The sequence below is a fragment of the Allobosea vaviloviae genome, assembly GCF_001298265.1.
In the GTDB taxonomy this organism is placed as follows: domain Bacteria; phylum Pseudomonadota; class Alphaproteobacteria; order Rhizobiales; family Beijerinckiaceae; genus Allobosea; species Allobosea vaviloviae_B.
In genome coordinates this window covers 183,489-207,742 of record NZ_LGSZ01000052.1, presented here as the reverse complement: position 1 = coordinate 207,742, position 24,254 = coordinate 183,489, and the positions used below count along the sequence as shown (strand labels likewise).

Genomic DNA, 24,254 nt, shown 5'->3' with positions numbered 1-24,254 from the left:
GGCCCCCCCCCCCCCCCTCCCGGCGCCGCCCGGGCGGGGGGGCCTGCGGGGGCGCCGCCCCGCCACCCCCCCCCCCGACCTCCCCGCGCCCGGGGCGCCCCCCCCCCCCCCCCCCCCCCGGGGGGGGGGGGGGGGGGGGGGGGGGGGCCAGTGCCGCTCGGCGCGACGATCAAGGACAGGGCTCTGGCTTTGCGGCCCCCCATCCCTAACCCTTCCCCACCGCAAGCGGGGGGAAGGGGATGAGCCTCGCTTGCCAGCGAATGCGCTTATGATCAGGCGCCGCTTGGCGTCCACGCGTCCCGCATGCTTAGGCTGGCACCAACAAGAATGACAGCCACCGAGTCTTAGAATCATGCCTCAGGACATCACCAAGGTCGCCCTCGTCACCGGCGCCGCGCGCGGCATCGGGCTTGCCACCGCCAGGCGCTTCCTCGCCGAGGGCTGGCAGGTCGCGCTGCTCGACATCGATGTGGTGACGCTGGCTGCCGCCATTGCCGAGATCGGGAAACCCGAGGCAACGCTGGCGCTGCCCTGCGACGTCTCCGATCCCGCCGCGCTGGAGGCCGCCTTCGCCGCGCTCACCGCGCGCTTCGGGCGGCTCAATGCGCTGGTCAACAATGCCGGCACGGCGGTGTTCAAGCCGCTGCTGGAGACGACGTTCGACGAATGGAACCGCGTGCTCGCGGTCAACCTGACCGGGCCGTTCCTGACGACGCAGCTCGCCGCGCCGCTGATGGCGGACGGTGGCGGCGGCGCGATCGTCAACATCACCTCGATCTCGGGCCTGCGCGCCTCGACGCTGCGCGTCGCCTACGGCACCTCGAAGGCGGCGCTGGCCCATCTCACCAAGCAGCAGGCGGCCGAACTCGCCTCGCTCGGCATCCGCGTCAACGCGGTCGCGCCCGGCCCGGTCGACACCGCCATGGCGAAGGCGGTCCACTCACCCGAAATTCGCGCCGACTACCGCGACGCGATCCCGCTCGCCCGCTATGGGCTGGAGGAGGAACTGGCTGCCTCGATCTTCTTCCTGTGCAGCGCGCAGGCGAGCTACATCACCGGCCAGACGCTGGCGGTCGATGGCGGGTTCGACGCGGTCGGGATCGGGCTCGCGACGCTGCGGGGGGAGAGACGGAATTTGTGAGGGGTAACACCCAACCCCTCCGTCATTGCCGGCTCGCCGCTCCGCGACGCTTCGGAATGACGCTGGATGGCTGGCTGAAGTCGTTGCTCTCGGCTAATCTAAAGTCCCAACGGAGATCGATGGCGTTGACCCAAACTAAAGCACAAAAGGCGAAGTCTGAGTCGAAGCAAATTGAGGCCAAGCCTCTCGCGACTCATCATGTGTTTTTGGACACGCAGATATACAGGCAGTATGGGCACAATCCGAAAAACGGAGTGCTTCAAGCTTTTGCGGAGCGGGTCAAGGCCAAGGAACTGATCCTTCACTACACTGACATCACTAAGGCCGAAATCCGGCGACAAGTCATCGAGATGGCTCAAGAGGTCGCGACCACTGTCAACAAGGCTAGGAAGACCATTCACCCGTGGCGACGTCGCCTTCCTAAGCTGCTTGCCGATGAAATCCCGGACTTCGATGCCACAAAGGTCGGCACGGCCGCGTTCGATGCGTTTGAGGCGGAGTTCCTGTTTCCCCTTCATCCGCAATTTCATTCCGCGAGCGCGGAGGGCTCGGTAGAGGTTTTCAGGAAATATTTCGCAGGCGAGTCAACTTTTCGCGCGCGTACCAGCAAGGAGTTTCCTGATGCGTTCGTCGTGACGGCGCTAGCGGCCTGGTGCGAAAAGAATAAGGAGCGAATATACGTCATCGGGGCAGACGCGGCGATGGCCGAGGCGGTCGAAGACGAGAAACGCCTCCTGACGATGAAGACGTTGGAGGACTTGCTCGCCAGTGTTTCGGAGACACAGTCGCCCAAGCTAGTAAACCAAGCCACATCCCTGCTGGCTCAAAAAAGCGCGGTCAAGGATCTGCTGGCTAGGTTTACCGCTGCAGATCAGGATCTGATCCCGATATATAACGGGGGCGATTACGCGGAAGGGGAAGCGGTCGATCATGAGGTTGTCGGTCCACTGACTATCCTAGATTTCACCGTTATCGCTGCGACTAAAATTCAATTAAGTATATTGCTGACGGTGTGCGTGCCCGTTTCTGTAACGATCTCATACGAGGACCGATCGTCCGCGATGTATGACCGCGAGGACGATATCTACGTAGGTGCTGAAACGGAAGAGACCACGATAGAGGCGGAGCCCGAGATTCGCGCATTCATCAAATTGAGTATGCCGCAGGCCCGGGTCACGCATTTTGAGATCATTGATGGAGAGTTTTACTTCAGTGAGCCTTACGATTGGGAATGAGGCCAGTTCACGGCGACAAATATCTTACTACTCGGGATATAGCGCCTTTCTTCTATATCTCGTCACTACCAAACTTATCCCCGCCGCTCCAACCGCGCCTATCCTCCCCCCACCTCATCCCCGAGGGGCAGCCATCCGGAGGTGTGCCGTTGGTGGGGGTGGGGGCGGCGCCTGCGGGTGGAGCACGATCCACTCCCGGGAGGCTTCGGGGCACCGCCCTGGGGGTACTACGGCCCCTGTGCGAGGAGCTCGCTGGAACGGTTGGCGGCATCACGCCTTCGTCCCATGCCGGAGTAGACGCGACAACCCGATGAGGGGAACTGGCGTCGAAACGGCTCGCGGCGGAGGCTGGCTTTCGACCCGATAAGCGCGGCCCGGAGACTGAAATCGCCGATAAGCGGAGCGCCACGGGGCGTGCGGATGGTGGCTCAATCCATCCGCGCCGCAGCCTGGCTCAATGGTTGCGGCCTTAATACCCTCGCGCCTCGCGGCGCTCCGCTGCCCCTCATCATCGACCGACGCGGAAACGCGGGCGGGGATTTCGGCTGGCCGTCATTCTCGGGCTTGACCCGAGAATCTCAGGCCGGATGAGGCGGAGGCACCAGAGCCCTCTTGTCTCGAGATGCTCGGGTCAAGCCCGAGCATGACGCGCAAAGGCGCTGGAATCCCTCCCCCTTGTGGGGAGGGGTGCCCCGCGGCTTTTTCGCTCGGGCAAGCCGGCCGATGCGGTGGCCTCGCTCATGCCCATGCTCGCGCCAGCCGCGTCGACGGGGGTGGATAAAATAAGTTCACATATGAACCTTTAGGAGGATAAGATGGGCGGACGCTTGCGCCCGCCGCCGCGGTTCCGCAGTGTAGCCCGATGAAAATGCACCGGCTGACCCCGCCACAGGGTCGAAAGCCGGGCGAAAAGGGGAGGACGACCATGACTGCGAGCAGCGCCCTGCAGGCGACGCACGACGCTCGGCCCTGGCTGGCCCATTACCCACCGGCGGTTCCGCCGCGGATCGGCGAACCGGGAACGCTGGCCGAGCTGATCGCCGGCGCTTGCGCGACCTATGCCGAGCGGCCGGCCTTCGAGAGCTTCGGCAAGTCGATCAGCTTCGCGCAGACGGGCGCGGCGGCGCGGGCGTTCGCCGCCTGGCTCCAGGCTTCCGGCTGCCAGAAGGGTGACCGCATCGCGCTGATGATGCCGAACATCCTGGCCTATCCGGCGGCGATCTTCGGCGCGCTGCTGGGCGGCTTCACGGTCGTCAACGTCAATCCGCTCTACACGGCCCGCGAGCTCACCCACCAGCTCAACGATTCCGGCGCCCGTGTCCTGGTCGTGATCGAGAACTTCGCCCATGTGGTCGAGGAGGCGAAGCCGCATCTGAAGCTCGAGACCATCATCGTCGCGACGGCGGGCGACCTGATGGGCTTCAAGGGGCATATCGTCAATTTCGTCGCGCGCCGGATCAAGAAGGTGGTGAAGCCCTTCGACCTGCCGGGTTCCGTCCCGCTGGCGACGATCCTGGCCGGGCCGGACGAGATGCTGCCCGTCACGGTGACGCCCGACGATGTCGCCTTCCTGCAATACACCGGCGGCACGACCGGCATCGCCAAGGGCGCGACGCTGACGCATCGCAACGTCGCCTCCAATGTCGAGCAATGCGGGCTTTGGCTCGGCTGGGCGCTGGAGCCGCCGTTGGGGCGCAGCGACTACCAGCACGTCATGGTGACGGCGCTGCCGCTCTACCACATCTTCGCGCTGACCTGCTGCTGCATGTTCATGCTGCGCATCGGTGCCAAGGGGCTGCTGATCGCCAATCCGCGTGACATCTCCGGTTTCGTCAAGACGCTGAAGGCGAGCCGCTTCACGCTGATCTCCGGCGTCAACACGCTCTACAACGCGCTGGCGAACCATCCCGAATTCGCCCAGGTCAATTTCGACGAGCTGCGCTTTGCTGTTTCCGGCGGCATGGCGACGCAGGCCGCCGTCGCGAAGCACTGGAGGCAGGTCACGGGCCGGCCGATCATCGAGGGCTACGGCCTGTCGGAAACCTCGCCGGTCGCGTCGATCAACCGGCCCGACATCTCCGAGTTCAGCGGCACGGTCGGCTTCCCGCTGCCTTCGACCGACATCGCCATCCGCGATGCCGAGGGCAACGATCTGGCCGTCGGCGAGGCCGGTGAAATCTGCATCCGTGGCCCGCAAGTCATGGCCGGCTACTGGAACAGGCCGGACGAGACCGCCAAGGTGATGACTCCGGACGGCTATTTCCGCAGCGGCGACATCGGCGTCCTGGAGCTGGACGGGCAGCTGCGCATCGTCGACCGGATGAAGGACATGGTCCTGGTGTCTGGCTTCAACGTCTATCCCAACGAGGTCGAGGACGTCATTGCGATGCATCCGGGCGTGCTCGAATCGGCGGTGATCGGCCTGCCCGATGAGCATTCCGGCGAGGCGGTGACGGCTTTCGTCGTCCGCAAGGACGATACGCTCACGGCCGACGAGCTGCGCCTGTTCTGCAAGGAGAGCCTGACCGGCTACAAGGTGCCCAAGCAGATCTTCTTCCGCGAGAGCCTGCCGAAGACCAATGTCGGCAAGGTGCTGCGGCGCGCGCTGCGCGAGGAGGTCGCGAGCAAGGCCTAGCGGAGGTGATGCGTGGCTGCCATCGCCTTCGCCTCCCGGCTCGGCTAGACTCGCCGAGGTGATCGCGCTCCGGCCCTTCCGGTGCGCGCCCGCCTGCGCCACCGGAGAAGTGCCTGTTTGCCTCGCCCGCTGATCGAACTGCCGCTGCTGCGCCGTCTCAAGCCGGGGCTCTTCGTCCATGACGACGCCGCGCTGAATGCCGAACCGCCGCTCGACCTGCTCTGCGAGCCGATCACGGCGGTCGATGCCTTCTTCATTCGCAACAACGGCGATGTGCCGGAGGTGGAGCCTGGCCGCGACTGGACGCTGACCATCGACGGGGAGGTCGAGCGGCCTGCCGTCTGGACGGTTGCCGCGCTGCGCGAGCGCTTCGAGACGGTCACGCTGACGGCGGTGCTCGAATGCGCCGGCAATGGCCGCTCGCAATTTTCGCCGGCGACCGACGGCCTGCCCTGGCGCCTCGGCGCGGTCGGCTGCGCGCGCTGGACCGGCGTGCGGCTGAAAGATGTGCTGGAGCATGCGGGTGTGCGCGAGAGCGCCGTTTATACCGGGCATCATGCGCCCGACCGGCTGATCGCCGACCCGTCGCGGCCGGCGCTGTCGCGTGGCTTGCCGATCGCCAAGGCGCTGGCGCCTGAGACGCTGATCGCCTTTGCGATGAACGACGAGCCGCTGCCGCGCCTGCACGGCGGGCCGCTCCGGATCGTCGCGCCGGGCTTTCCGGGCTCGGCCTGGCAGAAATGGCTCGACCGCATCGCGCTGCGTCCGTGCGAGCATGACGGCGCGAAGATGCGCGGCACCGACTACCGCATGCCGATACAGGCCGTGCGCCCGGGCGAGCCCCTCGACGAGAGCCTGTTTGCGGTGATCACCGACATGCCGGTGAAATCGCTGATCACGGCTCCCGTGCATGGGTTCACGGTTCCTGTCGGCGGCGTTCTGCGCGTCTTCGGCTTCGCCTGGAGCGGGGCGGTTGCGCTCGCGGGCGTGTGCGTCTCCTGCGACGGCGGCGCGACCTGGCGCGAGGCCGTTCTGGAGGAAGGCGAGGGGCCTTTCGCCTGGCGGCACTTTACAGCCGATGTCGCGATCGACAGCCCTGGACCTCTGGCCGTGCTGGCGCAGGCGCGCAATGTCGAAGGCCATGCTCAGCCGCTGGAGATGGCGTGGAACCCGCGCGGGTACTGCAACAATCAGGTGCAGAGGGTGAACGGCGCGGCGCGAGTGGATTGAAGCTTCGGCCCCGTTAGCCGGAGTCCTTGCGTGCGGTGGCTGATGAACTAAGTTAGTTTGTATCCAAGGAGGCGGCGATGAAGACGGTGAACATTCACGCTGCAAAAACCCATCTGTCTCGTCTCGTCGACGATGTCGCCGCCGGCGGCGAGGTCATCATCGCAAAGCACGGCAAGCCGATGGCGCGCCTTGTCCCGTTGGAGCCGGTCCGTCCAAAGCGTCAACTCGGCCTCCTGGCGGGGCAATGCAAAATTCCCGAAGATTTCGATGCGCCCCTGCCCGACGACGTTCTGAAGTCGTTTCTGGGGGGCTGATGCGGATTCTTCTCGATACCCACGTCTTGCTCTGGTCGTTCTACACGCCCGAGCGTTTGAGCCTTTCTGCTCAAGAGCAGATACAGGATGCCGATAACGTCATTCTTTTCAGCGCTGCCAGCATCTGGGAGATCGCGATCAAGGCTGCGCTGAGGCGGCAGGATTTCCAGATCGAGCCAAACCGACTTCTGGACCTGATGGGCGCGGCCGGCTTCATCGAAGCACCTGTCACGTCGCGGGTTGCAATCGCCGTTCGCGATCTTCCGCAGCATCATGGCGACCCTTTCGATCGCCTTCTTGTGGCCCAGGCCATGGCGGAACCCGCGATCTTTTTGACTGCGGACAGCAAACTGCAGGCCTATTCGGATCTCGTCAGGCTGGTTTGAGGGGCCTCAAGCCGCCAGCAGCGCCCGCTGATCGGCCGTTCCCGCCAGGACTTCGACGATCTCGCCGGCCGCGATGTGCTGCCCGAAGCGCACCAGCGTGAAATCCTCGGCGCGGCCGGTGTTGCCGCGTTCGGTCAGCACGCTCAGCGGCTTGCCAAGGCGTGCGTCGAGATGGGCTGCATGGGCGGCCGTCGCTGCTGCGCGCAGCCGTGTCGCCCGTTCGGAGACGATATCGCCCTGAAGCTGCGGCATGCGCGCGGCCGGCGTGCCGGGACGGGCCGAATAGGGGAAGACGTGGACGAAGCTCAGCCCGCATTCGGCGATGAGGTCGAGCGAACGCCGGAACATCGCCTCGTCCTCGGTCGGGAAGCCGGCGATCAGATCGGCGCCGAAGGCGATATCGGGCCGCAAGGCCCGCATCTCCGCGCAGAAGCGGATCGCGTCGTCGCGGCCATGGCGGCGCTTCATGCGCTTGAGGATGAGATCGTCGCCGGCCTGCAGCGACAGATGCAGGTGCGGCATCAGCCGGCTTTCGCCCGCGATCGCCTCGCGCAGATCGTCATCGACCTCGACGGCGTCGATCGAGGACAGGCGCAGGCGCGGCAGCTCGGGCAGCGCGCGCAGGATGGCGCGCACCAGCAGGCCGAGCGTCGGCGCCTCTTTGCCGTCAGGGCTTTGGAGGTCGCGGCCGTAGCTCGTCAGATCGACGCCGGTCAGCACCACCTCGCGCGTTCCGGCCTCCAGCAGCGCCCGGCATTGCGCCACCACGCCGTCGATGGGCCGCGAGCGCGAATTGCCGCGCCCGAAGGGGATGACGCAGAAGGTGCAGCGATGGTCGCAGCCATTCTGGACCTGGACGAAGCCGCGCGTCTGCCTGGCCGAGCGCCCGCTCGGGGCGGCTCCCAGCATGGTCTGGCTCATGATGTCGCCGACGGCGATCTTGTCGGAGGCGGGCCCGTCGGTTGCGGCGGCGAGGCTGTTCGAGCGGGCGAGCGCCGCCCAGGTCGCGGCCTGCATCTTCTCGGCATTGCCGATGATACGGGCCGTCTCGGGCATCTGCGCGAAGCGCTCCGGCTCGATCTGCGCGGCGCAGCCGGTGACGATGACAGGCCGGTCCGGTCGGTCGCGCCGGAGCCGGCGGATCGCCTGGCGTGCCTGCCGCGTCGCCTCGGCGGTCACAGCGCAGGCGTTGACGATGGCCATGTCGGCGATGCCGGCGGCCTGCGCATGACGGCTGATCGCCTCGCCCTCGACGATGTTGAGGCGGCAGCCGAAGGTGACCACCTCCAGGGTCATCGGGCGGCGGTCTCGAACAGCTCGGGTGCCAGCGTGCCTTCCCATTCGAATTCGACCGGGCCGGTCATCAGGACATGGTCGTCGCTTTCGCGCCACTCGATGGTGAGGTCTCCGCCGGGCAGGCTGACCACGGCCTTGCGCGCCGACAATTCGCGGCGGACGGCCGCGACGAGCGCCGCACAGGCACCCGAACCACAGGCCTGGGTGATGCCGGCGCCGCGCTCCCAGACACGCAGCACGATATGGTCGGGCGCGGTCACGGCGGCGAGCTCGATATTGGCGCGGTCGGGGAAGATCGGGTGGTTTTCGAGCAGCGGGCCGATCTGCGCGAGATTGAAGCGGTAGGGGTCGTCGACGAAGAAGACGGCGTGCGGATTGCCCATATTGACGGCGCAGGGCGTGTGCAGGATGGGATCGTCGATCGGGCCGATCTGGAGCTCGAAATGGGCCGTGTCGTGGAACGGCTCGGCCAGCGGGATCTCGTCCCAGGCCAGCCTGGGCGCGCCCATGTCGACGGTAAAGACGAGATCGCTGTCGCGCCGGGCCGGTAGCAGCCCCGCCTTGGTCTGCAGGGTCAGAACCGTCTTGGACGCATCACCCATCATGGGATCGGCCAGCATGGCCCAGGCGACGCAGCGCGTGCCGTTGCCACAGGCGCCGGCTTCGGAGCCATCGGTGTTGTAGATCCGGACGAACGCATCGGTTCCGGGAGTTTTCGCGTCGTGCAGGACCATGAGCTGGTCGAAGCGGGCGCGGGGCTCGGCGGCGATGGCGCGCGCATCGCTTTCGCCGACCCGCAGCTTCGTGCCCCGCAGGTCGAGCACGGTGATCTGGTTGCCGAGACCGTTCATCTTGAGGAACCGGCGATGGGCCAGGGCGTTCATTCTGTCACATGCATCCCATGAAGTGCGGCTCTATGACGGAGGCGACGTGAAAAAGCCACCCTTAGCGTCGTTCCTCGGCCTAGGTGGGCATTCTATGTTGCGCCGCAAGGGCGTGATTCGGCTTCATTGGACAGGACAGTGACGATGCGGCATTCCTTGATCGCTGGTGCGGCGCTTGCCGCGTTGCTGGGCACGGCCCTGGCGGCCATGGCGCAGACACGTGTCGCCCCGCCCACGGCCGTCGAATCCGCGCCGCTGGCGCCGCCGCCGGGAGCCGCCGTTCCTGTGCAGGCTCAGCCGGCGCCGCCGGTTCCTGCCCCGCCAGCTGCGGTTCCGGAGCCCGCGCCGGGCCCACAGCCCGTCCAGCCCGCCCCAGCTCCGCCCAGGCCGGTGACGCCCGAGCCGGTTCAGCCTGCTCCGACCCCGCAGGTTCCGCTGGAGCCGCAACCCGTGCAGCCGCCGCCGACCCTGCCGCCGCCGGGAGCGATTCAGCCAGTTCAGCCGCCGAACCTGCAGCAGCAGACGGGGACGACCAATGCCAACGAGACTCTCGCAGGCAAGCGCGGCGATCCCAGCGATGTCGATCAGGTGCTGCTCGTCGCCAAGCCGGTGCTGATGTTGTCGGGCCAGTCGAGCTGGAACGAAGGGTTCAAGCGCCTGAACGAGAGCTTCCGTATCCTGCGGCAGGAAGCGGAGAAGGCTCAGCTGCCGATCGCTGGGCGGCCGCTGACGCTGTTCATCGAGACGGACGACAACGGTTTCCGCTACGAGGCGATGCTGCCGGTGGGCCAAGGCCCGGCCGGAGACCGGAGCTCGAGCTTCGGCAGCGGCGTCCGCCCCGGGCTTTCGCCTGCAGGGCCGTCGCTGCGCTTCGTCCATGTCGCGCCCTATGACGACATCGATTCGACCTATGAGACGATCACGGCTTATCTCGAGGCCAAGAGCATCACCGTGAAGGATGCCTTCCTCGAAGAGTATGTCGGCGATCTCAGCGATCCGGCCGATCCCAATCTCGAGATCAACGTCTACGTCCAGCCAAGATAGAGCAGCCTGCTTCAGGCACTCCAGCTTAGCCCCGGGCGCATCGGCTTGAAGCGCTCTTCCGGCAGGCCGGCCTGCGCCAGGGCCGCTGTGAGCGCCGCCGGCGGGCGATCGATGCCCTCGTCGGTGAGCTGGAACGTGCCCCAGTGGTGGCCGAGCGCCTGCTCGGCCTTCAACGCCAGCATCACCTTCACCGCCTCGTCCGGGTTCATGTGGTTGTCCGACATGAACCAGCGCGGCTCATAGGCGCCGATCGGCAGCACGGCGAGCCGGAACGGTCCGTGTTCGGCGCCGAGCCGCTCATAGAGCGAGCCGTCGTGATAGCCGGTGTCGCCTATGTGGAAAATCTTCGTGCCGGCCGCCTCCACGACATAAGAGCACCACAGCGCCATGCGCCGGTCGAAGGCGCCGCGCGCCGACCAGTGGTAGCTCGGCACCAGAGTCAACGCGACGGAATCCGACAGCGCGAGGCGGGCCGACCAGTCATGCGCCTCGGCGCGGGCGTCAGGGATGCGGGCGCGGATGATCGTGTCGTTGCCGAGCGGCATGATCATGCGCGGTTGGTCGCGGGCGTGCAGGCGCGCCAGTGTCTCGATGTCGAGATGGTCGTAATGGTTGTGGGTGATCAAGACGGCGTCGATGCGGGGCAGCTCCGCAAAGGCGACGCCGGGCTCATTGACGCGCTTGGGGCCAATGAAGGAGAGCGGGCTCGCACGCTGCGAATAGACCGGGTCGATCAGCAGGTTGAGCCCCGCGACCTGATAGAGGAACGAGGCATGGCCCAAATGGACGATGCGGAGGCCATCGACGCGGGCCGGCGGCCTGTCCTGCGGTGGCGCGGGATATCGCGCCGGAAAGGCCTCGCGGTCTCGCTTGGCGGTCTGCCACTTTAGCACGTCGAGCAGGCCCTTGGTCACGGTGCGCCCATCTGTGAAGCGCAGGCCGTCGAAATTCTCGGCAACCGGCCCCTGATAATAGGGGTTGCGCGAGCGGGTGAGGGAGGCCCAGGCGGCGCCGGAGGCGAAAAGGGCGGGCAGGCCGAGCAGGGCCAGGAGCTTGCGACGGTTCATGCTTGTGCAGGTGGTATCCGTTCACGATGCGTCAAGGGGCGGTTGATCGCGCGGACCGGTCGCCGGCATAGTCGGTCGCGGCCTCGTGAAAGTCACCCCTGATGAAGCAGAGACTGGCGGTGCTGCTGGCAGCCGCGATCCTCCCCATTTCGGCTCCGGCAGCAGAACCCTGCGGCGATGCCGCGAATGCCTGCGCGACGCCGCTCGGGAGCTATCACGCGGCGTTGCCGGCCGAGGCCCCGGCCGCCGGCGGGACGCGCCCGGCCGTGTTGTTCTTCCATGGCGCGGGCGGGCTCGGCAGCAGCGTGCTCGAAACCAGCTCGTATCTGAGGCCCTTCGTCGAGGCCGGCTATGTCGTGCTCGGCGCTAATGGATTGATGCGGCCGGGCAATGCGTTCGGCACCGGTTGGTCGTTCCGGCCCGAAGGCCCGCGGCAGCGCGACGAACTCGCCTTCGCCCATGAGGTGCTCGATGACGCGGCCAAACGTTTTTCGATCGACCGCAAGCGCGTACTGGTCTCGGGCTTCTCGATCGGCGCGTCGCTGGTCTGGTATCTTGCCTGCAAGGATCCGGGGCTCGGGGCGGCCTATGCGCCGATCGCCGGCGGCTTCTGGCGGCCGCATCCGACGGTCTGCGCCGGGCCGGTCGACCTGCTCCAGACCCATGGCTGGCGCGACCGCACCGTGCCGCTGGAAGGACGCCCCCTGCGCGGAGGCGAACTCGAGCAGGGCGACATCTTCGAGGGGCTTCAGCTCTGGCGCCGGGTCGATGGCTGCAACGGGTTGAGACCCGACAGCTTCCAGACCGATGCGGTATTCTGGCGCCGGAGCTGGAGTGCCTGCAACAGCCGGCGGGAATTGTCGCTGGCACTGCACCCCTCAGACCATGACGACGTGCCGAAGGAATGGGCCGGCATGGCGCTGCGCTGGTTCCAGGCCCGGCTGAATGCGCGGGGGACGAATTGAGGGGGGCGTGCCGTGCTCAGCCCTGCCCCGAGCGAACCGCGACGGTCGCGATTCCCGCTCCGATCAGGAGCGTGCCGCCGGCCTTGTTGAACAGGCCGATCGCGCGGGGGTTGGTGACGACCGCGCGGGCACGCGAGGCCACCAGCGCGTAGCCGAAGGCGTTTGCAGCGGCGAGCGTCACGAAGGTCGCCTCGAAGATCAGCATCTGCGTCCAGAAATCGGCCTTCGGATCGAGGAACTGCGGCAGGAAAGCGACGAAGAAGGTGATGCTCTTGGGGTTCAGCGCCGTCACCAGCCAGGCATGGACGAGCATCTTCAGGGACGAAACGGCATCCTCGCGCGGCTTGGCATCGAGCGTGCCGCCGGCCCGGAACAGCTTGATGCCGAGCCAGATCAGATAGGTCGCGCCGACCCATTTCAGCGCCGTGAAGACCGTCGCCGAGGTTGCCAGCAAGGCCCCGACGCCCAGTATCGACAGCGTCATCGCGGTGAAATCACCCAGCGCGACGCCGGCCGCGGTGGGCAGCGCCGTGCGCCAGCCCTGGCCGAGCGCATAGGAGACGACGAGCAGGATCGTCGGGCCGGGAATAACCAGGAGGACGGCGGTGGCGGCGGCGAAGGCCGCCCAGGTTTCGAAGGTCATGGCTGGCTCCGGGATGGACGGGGCGAGCCATCCCCATGGCAGCGGGTTTGTAAAGGCCTTCGTCATGCGGGGACTGTCGTTTCAGCGCGGTGGCCGGTTAGAGCCGAACCAGCCGACCGGTCCCGCCGACATCTCCACACGCGTCTCCGGCTCGCCCGCGACCACCAGCGCCCACCAGGCGCGGTATTGCGTCTGCGGGTCCTTCGCGAGCGCGATGCCGAAGCGCGTCGCCTCCTTCATCCGCAGGTTGGCGTCGTGGCCCGCTGAGGCGCGCCAGCCGGTGAAGGCTTCTTGAGTGGAATAGTAACCGCCGCCGAGATTTTCGGCCGCACGCGCTGCATCGAGCCCGGCGGCATGGACGCGGGAGGCGAAGCTGCCGCCGGCGTCGTGCGAGAGCAAGTTGGCCTTCGCCATCGCATCGGCCTGACGCTGGGCCATTGCGGTCAGGACGGGATCGAGCCTGACCGGGCCCAGGCCCTGGCTCGACCGATAGGCGTTGAAGATGCGGCCGGCCTCGGCGGGATCGAGGCTGACGGCGGCGAGGCGCTCCGCGGCGCGCGAGTCGAGCGGCGTCGTGCGACGCGGTTCGCCAGCGCAGCCGGCGGCGAGAAGGGCGAGGGCGAGCCCGGCCAGGCGGGGAATCAGCGGGGTCATCGTCGCCTTTCGTGGGAGGGGCTGACGATGTGCCGGAGGTTCCGGGCGGTTTTGCGACGCGGTCGCTGTCCTCAGCCGCGGGCGCGCCCCCCTCAGCCGCGGCCGCCGGCGATGACGCGGCAGAGCGCGTCGCGAACATAGCCCTCCGGCGCGATCTGCCCGGCCTGCACGACAAAAACCGCATCGACGCGGGTCGCAGGGCCACTTTGGCGGGCGGTGACGCGCAGGGTCTGCGGCCGGCCCGAGCCGCTGGTCTCCTGGATCGCGGCAACGGAGCTGGTGGCGTTTTCGACGCGGATGCCGGCGAAGCCTTCGGCCGCGACGGCGGCGGCGAGATTCTTCAGGACGGCGGCCGGTGCCTTGCCCTTGATCAGGTCCCAGCTGCGATAGGTGATGCCTGTGACCATCGGCACGCCGTCGGCCTTGAAGTTCCCGGGGCAGGCCTGCGCGGCGGCCTGCGACACACCGAGAAGGACGGTGCAGATCCCAAGGACGCTGGTCTTGATGGCTCTCGTGGTCATCTTCGATCTCCGTTTGGACAGGGGCGTCGTGTATAGCGGAGCCCTCGATTGGCTCAAGTCTTGGGCATTCCGCCGACCGGTTCTGCGGGCTTTCGGGCCGCAACCTTGACTTATCCCCCATTCTTCGGCTTTAACCCGGCCATCCGTTTCGCCGACATCGTCGAGACCGCATCAGCCGACCGGGCCGCGCAAGCGCGCTGGGAACGATGCCGAAAAGCGCTTTTTGCGGTTTTCGGATCACATCACCCCCCAGATGATGAGCCCGGAGGTCAACGCCCGACAGCGCGACTGCGCCCTCGGGCGCGAAACCGTTTGGCGATGAGGCTTCGCTTTGCCGGCCCCTGTAGGCAAGCAAGCAGGTCCGCATGTTCGGCACTCTCAGCGACAGGCTATCAGGCATCCTCTCGGGGCTGACCCGCAGGGGTTCGCTGACCGAGGAGGACGTCAACGCCGCGCTGCGCGAGGTGCGCAAGGCGCTGCTCGAGGCCGATGTCGCGCTCGAGGTCGTGCGCTCCTTCACCGACAAGGTCCGCGAGCGGGCCGTCGGCGCCGAGGTGCTGAAGTCGATCACGCCCGGCCAGCAGGTCATCAAGATCGTCAACGACGCGCTGATCGACATGCTCGGCGGCGATGGCGAGGGCATCACCTTCGACGCGGTGCCGCCGGTGCCGATCCTGATGGTCGGCTTGCAGGGCTCGGGCAAGACCACGTCGACGGCGAAGATCGCCAAGCGCCTGACCACGCGTGACAAGAAGCGCGTCCTGATGGCCTCGCTCGATACGCGGCGTCCTGCCGCGATGGAGCAGCTCGCCATCCTCGGCAAGCAGGTCGGCGTCGAGACGCTGCCGATCGTGGCCGGCCAGTCCGCCGTGCAGATCGCGCGCCGCGCGGTCGAGGCCGCCAGGCTCGGCGGCTTCGACGTCGTCATGCTCGACACCGCCGGCCGCGTCACGCTCGACGACACGCTGATGGCCGAGGTCGCCGAGGTGAAGGCGGCGACGAATCCCCATGAGGTGCTGCTCGTCGCTGACGCGCTGACCGGCCAGGACGCGGTCAACACGGCGCGCGCCTTCGACGCTCGCGTCGGGCTGACCGGCATCGTCCTGACCCGCATGGACGGCGACGGGCGCGGCGGCGCGGCCTTGTCGATGCGCGCCGTCACCGGCAAGCCGATCAAGCTCGTCGGCACCGGCGAAAAGGTCGACGCGCTCGAGGATTTTCATCCCTCGCGCGTCGCCAACCGCATCCTCGGCATGGGCGACATTGTCGGCCTGGTCGAGCGCGCGGCGCAGACGATCGATGCCGAGCAGGCGCAGGCCGCGACGCAACGCATGGCCAAAGGCCAGTTCGACCTGTCGGACATGCGCATGCAGCTGCAGCAGATGGAGAAGATGGGCGGCCTTGGCGGCGTGATGGGCATGCTGCCCGGCATGAAGCAGGCGCAGGCCCAGCTCGCCAGCTCCGGCGTCGGCGACAAGATGTTCAAGACCATGATCGCCGCGATCGACTCGATGACGCCGGCCGAGCGCCGGAATCCCGACCTGCTCAAGAACAGCCGCAAGAAGCGCATCGCGGCTGGCTCGGGCACCTCTGCCGAGCAGATCAACAAGCTGCTCAAGATGCATCGCGGCATGGCCGACATGATGAAGACCATGGCCAAGCAGAAGGGCGGCATGCTCGGCAAGCTCGGCTCGATGTTCGGTCTCGGCGGCGGTGGCCTGCCGGCCGGCATGCCCGACCCCTCGAAGATGGATCCGGCGCAACTCGCCGAACTGCAGAAGCAGATGGGTGCGGGCGGCGGCCTGCCGGGCATGCCGCCTGGCGGCTTTCCGGGCCTGCCCAAGGGTGTCACGCCGCCTGCCGGCATGATGCCGAAACTGCCCGGTCTCGGCGGGATGCCGGGTCGGGGATTGCCTGGGCTGGGGGGAACCAACCCCTTCGGAGGCAAGAAGAAGTGACCAAGCCCACTGAAATGCGCGTCGGCATGTTCGACGTGTTCAAGCAGGTCAAGGCGCGTCTCGACGACGCCAACCTGTCCTATGAGACGTCGTCCTATCGCGACGACGCCTTCTCGTTCTTCGTGCATGCGCCGGGCGAATACTGGGAGATCGATGTCCTGGAGGACGGTTCGATCGACCTGGAGATCTTCACCTCGACCGGCATGAAGGACGATCCCTGGGCGGCCATCGACCAGTTGGTCGACGACAACAAGGCATGAGCAACATCATGAGTTTCAGCGCCGCCGAGATGCTGGCCAAGATCTGGTCGATCCAGCAGGCCTTGGAAGATGCGGGTATCGATCACTCGCCCACGATCTACCGGGACGACGCGATTTCGATCGTGGCGAATCCTCCCGGCGAGAGGTGGGAGATCGATGTCTGTGAAGACGGAAGCGTGGACTTCGAGGTTTTCAAGTCGACGCCGATGCAAGGAGAGGCGGAGCTGCATGCGGCGATCGCCACAGTGAAAACCGAAAACGACGCTTAAAAGGAAGAACGAGAATGTCCCTCAAGATCCGCCTGACCCGTGGCGGCGCCAAGAAGCGCCCTTACTACCGCATCGTCGTTGCCGATGCCCGCTCGCCGCGCGACGGCCGCTTCATCGAGAAGATCGGCTCCTATGATCCGATGAAGGCGAAGGATTCGCCCGACCGCGTCGTTCTCGATCTCGAGAAGGCCAAGGAGTGGCTCGCCAAGGGCGCCCAGCCGACCGACCGCGTGCTGCGCTTCCTCGACGCCGCCGGCATCGCCAAGCGCCCCGCTCGCAACAACCCCAACAAGGCTGTTCCCGGCGAGAAGGCCAAGGAGCGCGCCGAGAAGAACGCCGCCAAGAGCGCCGCCCCGGCTGAAGCCGAGGCGTGAGAGTGACGGGGCGCGCCCGGTCCCCTTCCCCCCGCTCGCGGTGGGGAAGGGTTAGGGATGGGGGGGCGCAAAGCCAGTGCACGAACCTCGGTCGTGGCGCCGAGCGGCACTGCCCCCCACCCCAGCCCTCCCCCCCGCAAGCGGGGGGAGGGAGCAGCGTCGCGCGCCCTGTGTGTTCTCGATGAGCGACGACAAGCTCGTCCTGCTCGGCGTCATCGGCGCCGCGCATGGCATCAAGGGTGAGGTCCGCATCAAGGCCTTCACCGGCGATCCGCTGGCGATCGCCGACTACGGGCCGTTGTCCGACGACAAGGGGCGGCGCTTCGAGATCGCCGAGATCCGGCCGGCCAAGGAGGTCGTGGTCGCCCGTCTCAAGGGCATCACCAGCCGCGAGGCGGCCGAAAGCCTCAACGGCGTGCAGCTCTACGTCGCGCGCGACAAAATCCCTGCGCCCGACGACGAGGACGAATTCCTGCAGGCGGATCTGATCGGCTGTGCCGTCGTCGGTCCGGACGGCGCGACGCTGGGAACCGTCACGGTCGTCGCCAATTACGGTGCCGGCGACCTGCTCGAGATCGAGACGCCCGATGGGCGGTCCGTCCTGATGCCCTTCACCAAGGCGTTCGCGCCGCGCATCGACATCGCTGCCCGGCGGATCGAGGCGGTTCCGCCCGAGGGGCTTTTCGAGGCCGACGATGACGAATGAGACGCTTGCGCGCGAGGTGCCCGCCCGCGCCCTGATCTTCGACATGGACGGCACCATCGTCGACAATATGCGCTATCATGAGGCGGCTTGGGGCAAGCTGCTCGCGGCCCATGGCCTGCCTTTCGACGCCGATGAATTCTTCCATCGCACGGCCGGCATGGCCTCCGACGAGATCCTGCGGCCGCTCTTTCCCGCAGCCGGCCCCGACGAGATCACCCGTCTCGGCCATGACAAGGAGCTGTTCTACCGCGAGGCGTACCGGCCCCATGTCGCCGCCCTGCCGGGCCTGCTCACCCTGATGGCCCGCGCCGATGCGGCGGGCATCCCGATGGCGGTGGCCTCGGCGGCGCCTCCGGGCAATATCGAGGTGGTGATCGACACGCTGGGGCTGCGTTCGCGCTTCGCGACGATCATCGCGCCGAGCCAGGGCTTTCGCGGCAAGCCTAATCCCGACCTGTTCCTGGGCGCCGCCGAGCGGATGGCGGTCGCGCCCGAGGACTGCATCGTCTTCGAGGATGCGCCCAACGGCATCGAGGCCGCTCGGCGCGCCGGCATGCGGGCGGTCGCGATCCTGACCATGCTCGGCGCGGATGCCTTCTCCGGCTTCGACAACGTCGTCGCCAGCGCGACCGATTTCACGGCGCTGGAAGGGCTGCCGGCGCTGCGCTTCTCTTAGGAGCGATCGTATCGAGGAACACGGCGTCATCCCGGACAAGCGGCGAAAGCCGCGCCGATCCGGGATCCATTCCGGAACGGTTCAGGCATGGATCCCGGGTCTTCGCTGCGCTTCGCCCGGAATGACGACGCGTTTTCAGTTCTCGTCCGGTAAGGTTCCCGCATGCCGTTCCGCGCCTCCATCCTCACCCTCTACCCGGAGATGTTTCCCGGTCCGCTCGGCTTCTCGCTGGCGGGCGAGGCTTTGCGCCGGGGGCTCTGGTCGCTGGAAACGCATCAGATCCGCGACCACGGCATCGGGCGCCACCGCAATGTCGACGACAATCCGGCCGGCGGCGGGGCGGGCATGGTGCTGCGCTGCGACGTGCTGGGCGCCGCGATCGATGCCGCCGTGCCGGCGCAGGATACGCGCCCACGCCTGCTGATGTCGCCGCGCGGGGCGCCGCTGTCTCAGCGCCAGGTGCGCGACTGGGTTTCAGGCGAGGGTGTCGTCATCGTCTGCGGGCGCTTCGAGGGCGTCGACGAGCGGGTGATCGAGGGGCGCGGGCTGATCGAGGTCTCGATCGGCGATTACATCCTGTCGGGCGGCGAGATGGCGGCGCTGGTCCTGCTCGACGCCTGCGTGCGGCTGATCCCCGGCGTGATGGGCAAGGAGCTTTCGGGCGAGGACGAGAGCTTCGAGAACGGCCTGCTCGAATATCCGCACTACACCCGTCCGCGCGAATGGGAGGGGCGGGGCCTGCCCGAGGCGCTACTCTCGGGCGACCATGCCCGCATCGCCCGGTGGAGGCGGGCGGAGGCGGAGCGGATTACGCGTGAGCGGCGGCCGGATTTGCTGAAGGACCGGAGCGGCGACTGAGCCGCACGCGTCATTCTCGGGCGAAGCGCAGCGGAGACCCGAGAATCTCAGGCGGAAAAAGGCACTGGTTCGCACGCGGCCTGAGATGCTCGGGTCAAGCCCGAGCATGACGGGGCCTCACGGATAAGCCACCACCGGCAGTCCCTCCGCCAGCCAGCCGCCCGGGCCCAGCATGCCGCCGCGCACGGCCACGATCTCGCGCCAGCCCCGTCCGGCGAGCTTCTCACGCAGCGAAGAGCTGAGCCCGCCGCTGCGGTCGATCAGCGCGATGCGCTTGCCGCGATGGTCGAGCCGCAGGCCCGCCAGCCTGACCTCGAAACCGGGCGTCTCGGCATCGAGTGCGATCGCGCCCTGGGGGATGCCGGTGTCGCGCCATTCCTCGGGTGCGCGGATGTCGAGGAGGAGGAGTGTGCCGGCCCGGGCGGCGTCATGGGCCTCGCGGGCCGACAGCGCGGACCTCGCCTGCGCCAGAACGAAAGAAGCCGGGAGCGTGAAGCTCCCGGCCAGAAATAGCCGTCGCGGCAGGCCGCGCAGGGTCACTCAGCGCAGTTCGGCGCAGAAGCGCTGGATGCGGCGGCAGGCTTCTTCCAGCTTCTCGTCCGAGGTGGCGTAGGAGATGCGGAAGTTGGGGCCGAGACCGAAGGCCGAGCCGTGGACGGCTGCGACCGCCTCGTTCTCGAGGATACCCATCACCAGATCCTCGTCGGTCTCGATCACCTTGCCGTTGGGCATGGTCTTGCCGATCAGGGCCGAGCAATCGGGATAGACGTAGAAGGCGCCTTCCGGCTTGGGGCAGACCAGGCCGCGGGTCTGGTTCAGCATGGAGACGACGAGGTCGCGGCGGCGCTCGAACGCCTTTTTGAAGATAGGCAGATGCTCCTGCGTGCCGTCGAGAGCCTCGACGGCCGCCCATTGCGAGATCGCCGAGGTGCCCGAGGTCTGCTGGCCCTGGACGAGGTCCATCGCGTTCATCAGATGCTGCGGGCCCGCGGCGTAGCCGATGCGCCAGCCGGTCATGGCGTAGGACTTCGAGACGCCGTTCATGGTCAGCGTGCGGTCGTAGAGGCCGGGCTCGACCTGGGCCGGCGTCACGAACTCGAAGTCGCCATAGACGAGGTGCTCGTACATGTCGTCGGTCAGCACCCAAACATGGGGGTGGCGCATCAGCACATCGGTGAGCTTCTTCATCTCGGCGCGGCTGTAGGCGGCGCCCGAGGGGTTCGACGGCGAGTTCAGGATCACCCATTTGGTCTTGGGCGTGATCGCGCGCTCGAGCTCTTCCGGCTGGAGCTTGAACTCGTTCTCGATCTTGGTCTCGGCGAAGGTCGCCGTGCCGCCGCAGAGCGCCACCATCTCGGGATAGCTGACCCAGTAGGGCGAGACGCAGATGACCTCGTCGCCGGGGTTCAGCGTGGCGAGCAGGGCGTTGTAGATGACATGCTTGCCGCCGGTGGAGACGATGACCTGATTGGCCTTGTAGTCGAGGCCGTTCTCGCGCTTGAACTTGCGGGTGATCGCCTCGCGCAACTGGGGGATGCCGGAGACGGGCGTGTACTTGGTCTCGCCGCGGCGGATGGCGGCGATGGCCGCTTCCTTGATGTTGTCGGGCGTGTCAAAATCGGGCTCGCCGACCGAGAGCGAGATCACGTCCTTGCCCTGCGCTTTCAGGTCGCGCGCCTTCTGCGTGATGGTGATGGTCGCAGACGGCTTCACGCGCTTCAGGGCGTCGGCAAGAAAGGCCATGGGAGGTTCTCCGGATCTCGGACGGGACGCGCCGTTGCTCAGGCGCGGGCGTGGTTTAGGACTCATGGCTGCCCATCGCAAGCAAGAGTGCGTGATCGGTCCCAGCAGCGAAGCGAATTGACGGGCATCGCATGGCCCCTGTCGATGCTGGCCGGAAACGTGCATGGTGGTCCGGCAGGCTGAGGGGCCACCCGTCACAGCGCGCAATCGACGCGCGGAAAGCATCGCGTGAAACTCAGGATCGGATACGAGCTCGACTACGATTTTCCGCAACCGACACCGGTCATCCTGATGCTGAACGTGCATTTCAGCCGGTTTTCGGATCTCGAAACGCCCGACTACATGCGCATCCAGCCGTCCGTGCCGATCAGCGCCTATCGCGACAGCTTCGGCAATTGGTGTACGCGGCTGCTGGCGCCGCAGGGGCCGATGCGGATCACAGCCGACGCGGTTATCTCCGACAGCGGCCTGCCGGAAGCCTTCGACCGCAGCGCCGGCCAGGTTCCCGTGGAGCGCCTGCCCGAGGAGGCCATCGTCTTCCTGCTGGCGAGCCGGTTCTGCGATTCCGACCGGCTGCTCGACCTCGCCTGGCAATTGTTCGGACATACGCAGCCCGGCGCGCCGCGCGTCCAGGCGATCTGCGATTTCGTCAACCAGCGCATCGCCTTCAACTACAACGATGCGAGCGTCACGCGGACCGCCTCAGACGCCTATCAGGAGGGTCGGGGCGTCTGCCGCGACTACGCGCATCTGGCGATCGCCTTCTGCCGGGCGATGAACATCCCGGCGCGCTACTGCACCTGCTATCTCGGGGATATCGGCACGCCGCCGCCCTGGCCGCCGGGCGACTTCGCCGCGTCCTTCGAGGCCTATCTCGAAGGCGGCTGGCAGATGTTCGATCCGCGCAACAACGTGCCGCGCATCGGCCGGGTGCTGATCGCGCGCGGCCGCGACGCAGCGGACGTCGCCATCGCCACGACCTTCGGGCCGAACACGCTGACGGGGTTCAAGGTCTGGACCGACGAGGTGGTCGAGGGCTGAGCGCGCCCGTCGTCGAGATCAAGCCGCGCGGTCATTCCGGGCTCGTGCTGCGCCCGGAATGACGGCAGATCTGTCGGCTGCGCCTGTCAGTCCCGAAACAGCCGCGCTGCGTCGGGCTTCTTGGCGCGCAGCGGGGCCTTGCGGGTCATCCCCTTGCCCTTGGCCGCAGGCTCCTCAGCGACGGCGTCGCCAGTTTCGGACGGCTCGGGAGCCGGCGGCGCGACGCTGGCGACGGGCTTGTCTGCAGCCTTCTCCGCCGCCTTCTCCGCCATTTTGGCCTGTTCGGCCGGGTCGATCGTCTTGAAGCGGATCATTTCTTCTTCGGCCCCGCCGCCTTGGCGACGACCGCCGCGAAGGTCGAGGGTGCTGCGGCCGCGACCTTGGGCTTGTCCTTCTTGGGCTTCTTGGCTTCGCGGTTGCCGCGCTGTTCCTTGGACATGTCGGTGTTCCCTTCGGTTAAACGGCGCGGGAGCGCGCCTCGGCGTTCGTTGAGGCTGTCGTCAGGCATGGCCTAGGTTGCAAGGCTTGGCCTGGGTGAAACGCTTGGCCTGGGTCGAACGGGTCGCGGGGGCGAGGTTCGATCATGGGGGCGGCTTTCGCCTGCCGCGGCCGGCCCGGCGGAAACCGGGCCTCGTCATGTCGAAGCAGGCCGTCAGCGTAGGGCAGAGCGAGAGCGTACGCACGCGCTTTCTCGCAGGCGGGTTGCCGCATCACGGGGGCGGTCTCGCCCTGCGGGTAATTTTGCCGCTTGCGCCTCTTGCGCGGTCCTGCGATGCGCTCGTCGCCATGAGCGAAGCCACGCCGATCGCGATCTATGTCGACGCCGACGCCTGCCCGGTGAAGCCGGAGATCTACAAGGTCGCCGAGCGCCATCGCCTGCACGTCTTCGTCGTCGCCAACAGCTTCATGGCGCTGCCGCGAGAGCCCTGGATCGAGCGCGTGATCGTCTCGGGCGGGTTCGATGCGGCCGACGACTGGATCGCCGAGCGCGTCGCCCGCGGCGCGATCGTCATCACCTCGGACATCGCGCTGGCCGATCGCTGCATCAAGGCCGGCGCGGAGGTCATCGGCCCGACCGGCAAGCCCTTCACCGACGCCTCGATCGGCATGGCGTTGGCGACGCGCGACATGATGGAGGATCTGCGGGCGATGGGGGCAGCGAGCGGCGGGCCGAAGCCGTTCTCGCCCAAGGATCGCTCGGCCTTCCTGCAAGCGCTCGACCTGGCGATCCAGCGCTTGAAGCGGGCGGGGTTCATAGCGGGCTGAGCGCGAGAGCGTTTCCTGCAAGCGCTTTACGCAGAACGCTTTTCTCCCTAAAGCTCGCGCCAAGCCTGTTCGAAATCGGGCCGCCCGGGAGGAAATTCATGTCGTTGACCCGCCGTTCCACGCTCGGCCTGATGGCCGGCGCCGTTCTCGCTCCTTCGTTCGTTTCGGCGCAGAGCTTTCCAGCCAAGCCGATCACCATCGTCGTGCCCTATCCGGCGGGCGGGCCGACCGACGCCATCGCGCGCTTCGTCGCGCAGGACCTCACGACCTCGATCGGCCAGAACGTGCTGGTCGACAACCGGGCCGGGGCCTCGGGCGCGGTCGGCACGCGCGCCGTCGCGCATGGTGCGGCCGATGGCTACACCATCATCTTCGGCAACAACCAGACGCATGGGAACAACATGTTCCTGCTGAAGGACCCCGGCTACGACGCGGTCAAGGATTTCGCGCCGCTCGCCGGTGTCGGTGCCTTCGAGCACGCTTTCGTGGTGCGCAAGGACCTGCCGGCCAAGGACATCAAGGAACTGATCGCGCTCGCCAAGGCCGATCCCGACAAGCTCAACTACGGCTCGACCGGCGTCGGCTCCGGCTCGCATCTCGCCATGGAGCTGTTCATGCAGCGCGCCGGCATCAAGATGACGCATGTGCCCTTCAGAGGGGCGGCGCCGCTGGTGCAGGAGATCATCGGCGGGCGCATCGACATCGCCAATTCGACGCTGCCGAGCGTGCTCGAGCAGATCAATTCCGGTAATCTGCGGGCGCTCGCCATCGCAAGCCCGGAGCGCAATCCGCGCGCCAAGGACATCCCGACGCTGCGCGAGCAGGGCGTCAGCAATGCCGACGCCGATTCATGGGCCGCCTTCTTCGCGCCGGCGGCGACGCCCGCGCCAGTGCTCGAGATCTTGTCGAAGGCAATCCTGACCTCACTTGCCAAGCCGGTCGTCACCGAGCAGATCCTCAAGCTCGGCTTCACGATGAAGCTGCGCGACCCGACTGCGTTCAAGCCGTATCATCTGCAGGAGATCGCCACCTGGGAGGCGATCATCAAGGCCTCGGGCGTCAAGCCGGAGTGATGGCTTGAAATTGCC

The 24,254-nt window shown here is 67.1% G+C and carries 28 protein-coding genes; 18 read left to right on the top strand and 10 right to left on the bottom strand.

What is annotated here, in order from left to right:
• Positions 1-352: 352 nt before the first annotated feature.
• The 6 genes from AE618_RS20285 to AE618_RS20260 all read left to right on the top strand — a co-directional run bounded on the left by AE618_RS20285 (position 353) and on the right by AE618_RS20260 (position 6,941).
• Positions 353-1,141 carry an SDR family NAD(P)-dependent oxidoreductase gene (locus tag AE618_RS20285; RefSeq protein ID WP_054210885.1) on the top strand — a complete coding sequence of 263 codons (789 nt, stop codon included), beginning with the start codon at positions 353-355 and terminating at the stop codon, positions 1,139-1,141.
• A 119-nt stretch (positions 1,142-1,260) separates the two neighbouring features.
• A complete protein-coding gene (locus AE618_RS20280; protein ID WP_054210884.1) occupies positions 1,261-2,376 on the top strand; it encodes a PIN domain-containing protein in 1,116 nt (371 codons plus the stop codon).
• 925 nt (positions 2,377-3,301) lie between these two features.
• Positions 3,302-5,011, top strand: a complete 1,710-nt coding sequence (locus tag AE618_RS20275; protein ID WP_054210883.1) for an AMP-binding protein — start codon at positions 3,302-3,304, stop codon at positions 5,009-5,011.
• A gap of 117 nt (positions 5,012-5,128) precedes the next feature.
• Positions 5,129-6,241 (top strand): sulfite oxidase, encoded by a 1,113-nt coding sequence (locus AE618_RS20270; protein ID WP_054210882.1) that lies wholly within the window; start codon positions 5,129-5,131, stop codon positions 6,239-6,241.
• Positions 6,242-6,318: 77 nt separating this feature from the next.
• Positions 6,319-6,555 carry a type II toxin-antitoxin system Phd/YefM family antitoxin gene (locus tag AE618_RS20265; protein WP_054210881.1) on the top strand — a complete coding sequence of 79 codons (237 nt, stop codon included), beginning with the start codon at positions 6,319-6,321 and terminating at the stop codon, positions 6,553-6,555.
• Positions 6,555-6,941 (top strand): type II toxin-antitoxin system VapC family toxin, encoded by a 387-nt coding sequence (locus AE618_RS20260; RefSeq protein ID WP_054210880.1) that lies wholly within the window; start codon positions 6,555-6,557, stop codon positions 6,939-6,941. The genes AE618_RS20265 and AE618_RS20260 overlap by 1 nt, the downstream gene beginning before the upstream one ends.
• Before the next feature lie 6 nt (positions 6,942-6,947).
• On the opposite strand, the gene mtaB is transcribed toward AE618_RS20260, so the two are convergent.
• Both mtaB and dapF read right to left on the bottom strand, forming a co-directional pair.
• Positions 6,948-8,237, bottom strand: coding sequence for a tRNA (N(6)-L-threonylcarbamoyladenosine(37)-C(2))-methylthiotransferase MtaB (gene mtaB, locus AE618_RS20255; protein WP_054210879.1), 1,290 nt, complete (start codon positions 8,235-8,237; stop codon positions 6,948-6,950).
• Positions 8,234-9,121: a diaminopimelate epimerase gene (dapF, locus tag AE618_RS20250; RefSeq protein WP_054210878.1), complete on the bottom strand. Its 888-nt coding sequence runs from the start codon at positions 9,119-9,121 to the stop codon at positions 8,234-8,236. The genes mtaB and dapF overlap by 4 nt, the downstream gene beginning before the upstream one ends.
• A gap of 144 nt (positions 9,122-9,265) precedes the next feature.
• Between dapF and AE618_RS20245 the strand changes: the two genes are divergently transcribed.
• Positions 9,266-10,165 (top strand): GyrI-like domain-containing protein, encoded by a 900-nt coding sequence (locus tag AE618_RS20245; protein WP_054210877.1) that lies wholly within the window; start codon positions 9,266-9,268, stop codon positions 10,163-10,165.
• Between the two features lie 11 nt (positions 10,166-10,176).
• Here the strand turns inward: AE618_RS20245 and AE618_RS20240 are convergent, their stop codons facing one another.
• The gene (locus AE618_RS20240; protein WP_054210876.1) at positions 10,177-11,232 is read right to left on the bottom strand and encodes an MBL fold metallo-hydrolase; all 1,056 of its coding nucleotides are present in this window, start codon (positions 11,230-11,232) and stop codon (positions 10,177-10,179) included.
• Positions 11,233-11,333: 101 nt separating this feature from the next.
• Between AE618_RS20240 and AE618_RS20235 the strand changes: the two genes are divergently transcribed.
• A complete protein-coding gene (locus tag AE618_RS20235; RefSeq protein WP_054210875.1) occupies positions 11,334-12,197 on the top strand; it encodes an alpha/beta hydrolase family esterase in 864 nt (287 codons plus the stop codon).
• 16 nt (positions 12,198-12,213) lie between these two features.
• Here AE618_RS20235 and AE618_RS20230 read toward each other — a convergent pair whose 3' ends face one another.
• The 3 genes from AE618_RS20230 to AE618_RS20220 form a co-directional block, all read right to left on the bottom strand.
• The gene (locus tag AE618_RS20230; protein WP_054210874.1) at positions 12,214-12,840 is read right to left on the bottom strand and encodes a LysE family translocator; all 627 of its coding nucleotides are present in this window, start codon (positions 12,838-12,840) and stop codon (positions 12,214-12,216) included.
• 81 nt (positions 12,841-12,921) lie between these two features.
• Positions 12,922-13,494 carry a CAP domain-containing protein gene (locus AE618_RS20225; RefSeq protein WP_054210873.1) on the bottom strand — a complete coding sequence of 191 codons (573 nt, stop codon included), beginning with the start codon at positions 13,492-13,494 and terminating at the stop codon, positions 12,922-12,924.
• A gap of 92 nt (positions 13,495-13,586) precedes the next feature.
• The gene (locus AE618_RS20220) at positions 13,587-14,015 is read right to left on the bottom strand and encodes a hypothetical protein (protein ID WP_054210872.1); all 429 of its coding nucleotides are present in this window, start codon (positions 14,013-14,015) and stop codon (positions 13,587-13,589) included.
• A gap of 365 nt (positions 14,016-14,380) precedes the next feature.
• On the opposite strand from AE618_RS20220, the gene ffh reads away from it, so the two are divergent.
• The 7 genes from ffh (at position 14,381) to trmD (ending at position 19,116) form a co-directional block, all read left to right on the top strand.
• Positions 14,381-15,973: a signal recognition particle protein gene (ffh, locus tag AE618_RS20215; protein ID WP_054210871.1), complete on the top strand. Its 1,593-nt coding sequence runs from the start codon at positions 14,381-14,383 to the stop codon at positions 15,971-15,973.
• Complete coding sequence (locus AE618_RS20210; protein ID WP_103875756.1) at positions 15,970-16,233, top strand: hypothetical protein; 264 nt, start codon at positions 15,970-15,972, stop codon at positions 16,231-16,233. The genes ffh and AE618_RS20210 overlap by 4 nt, the downstream gene beginning before the upstream one ends.
• Entirely contained in the window at positions 16,230-16,502 is a 273-nt protein-coding gene (locus AE618_RS20205) for a hypothetical protein (RefSeq protein ID WP_054210869.1), read from the top strand. Before AE618_RS20210 ends, AE618_RS20205 begins: the two co-directional genes overlap by 4 nt.
• 14 nt (positions 16,503-16,516) lie before the next feature.
• Complete coding sequence (gene rpsP / locus AE618_RS20200) at positions 16,517-16,876, top strand: 30S ribosomal protein S16 (protein ID WP_054210868.1); 360 nt, start codon at positions 16,517-16,519, stop codon at positions 16,874-16,876.
• Positions 16,877-17,057: 181 nt separating this feature from the next.
• Positions 17,058-17,582, top strand: coding sequence for a ribosome maturation factor RimM (gene rimM, locus AE618_RS20195; RefSeq protein WP_197280838.1), 525 nt, complete (start codon positions 17,058-17,060; stop codon positions 17,580-17,582).
• Complete coding sequence (locus AE618_RS20190; RefSeq protein WP_054210867.1) at positions 17,572-18,258, top strand: HAD family hydrolase; 687 nt, start codon at positions 17,572-17,574, stop codon at positions 18,256-18,258. Before rimM ends, AE618_RS20190 begins: the two co-directional genes overlap by 11 nt.
• A gap of 162 nt (positions 18,259-18,420) precedes the next feature.
• On the top strand, positions 18,421-19,116 hold the full coding sequence (trmD, locus tag AE618_RS20185) for a tRNA (guanosine(37)-N1)-methyltransferase TrmD (protein WP_054210866.1): 696 nt from the start codon (positions 18,421-18,423) through the stop codon (positions 19,114-19,116).
• Positions 19,117-19,233: 117 nt separating this feature from the next.
• Here trmD and AE618_RS20180 read toward each other — a convergent pair whose 3' ends face one another.
• Both AE618_RS20180 and AE618_RS20175 read right to left on the bottom strand, forming a co-directional pair.
• Positions 19,234-19,656, bottom strand: a complete 423-nt coding sequence (locus AE618_RS20180; RefSeq protein WP_054210865.1) for a rhodanese-like domain-containing protein — start codon at positions 19,654-19,656, stop codon at positions 19,234-19,236.
• Positions 19,657-20,859, bottom strand: a complete 1,203-nt coding sequence (locus tag AE618_RS20175; protein ID WP_054210864.1) for a pyridoxal phosphate-dependent aminotransferase — start codon at positions 20,857-20,859, stop codon at positions 19,657-19,659.
• A 228-nt stretch (positions 20,860-21,087) separates the two neighbouring features.
• Between AE618_RS20175 and AE618_RS20170 the strand changes: the two genes are divergently transcribed.
• The gene (locus tag AE618_RS20170; RefSeq protein WP_054210863.1) at positions 21,088-21,900 is read left to right on the top strand and encodes a transglutaminase-like domain-containing protein; all 813 of its coding nucleotides are present in this window, start codon (positions 21,088-21,090) and stop codon (positions 21,898-21,900) included.
• 86 nt (positions 21,901-21,986) lie between these two features.
• On the opposite strand, the gene AE618_RS20165 is transcribed toward AE618_RS20170, so the two are convergent.
• Together AE618_RS20165 and AE618_RS29070 are read right to left on the bottom strand one after the other, a co-directional pair.
• On the bottom strand, positions 21,987-22,214 hold the full coding sequence (locus tag AE618_RS20165; protein ID WP_054210862.1) for a hypothetical protein: 228 nt from the start codon (positions 22,212-22,214) through the stop codon (positions 21,987-21,989).
• Positions 22,211-22,339, bottom strand: coding sequence for a hypothetical protein (locus AE618_RS29070; RefSeq protein ID WP_282568523.1), 129 nt, complete (start codon positions 22,337-22,339; stop codon positions 22,211-22,213). Before AE618_RS29070 ends, AE618_RS20165 begins: the two co-directional genes overlap by 4 nt.
• A gap of 347 nt (positions 22,340-22,686) precedes the next feature.
• On the opposite strand from AE618_RS29070, the gene AE618_RS20160 reads away from it, so the two are divergent.
• Both AE618_RS20160 and AE618_RS20155 read left to right on the top strand, forming a co-directional pair.
• Positions 22,687-23,166 (top strand): YaiI/YqxD family protein, encoded by a 480-nt coding sequence (locus AE618_RS20160; RefSeq protein ID WP_054210906.1) that lies wholly within the window; start codon positions 22,687-22,689, stop codon positions 23,164-23,166.
• 98 nt (positions 23,167-23,264) lie between these two features.
• Positions 23,265-24,239, top strand: a complete 975-nt coding sequence (locus AE618_RS20155) for a Bug family tripartite tricarboxylate transporter substrate binding protein (RefSeq protein WP_054210861.1) — start codon at positions 23,265-23,267, stop codon at positions 24,237-24,239.
• The last annotated feature ends 15 nt before the right edge of the window (positions 24,240-24,254 follow it).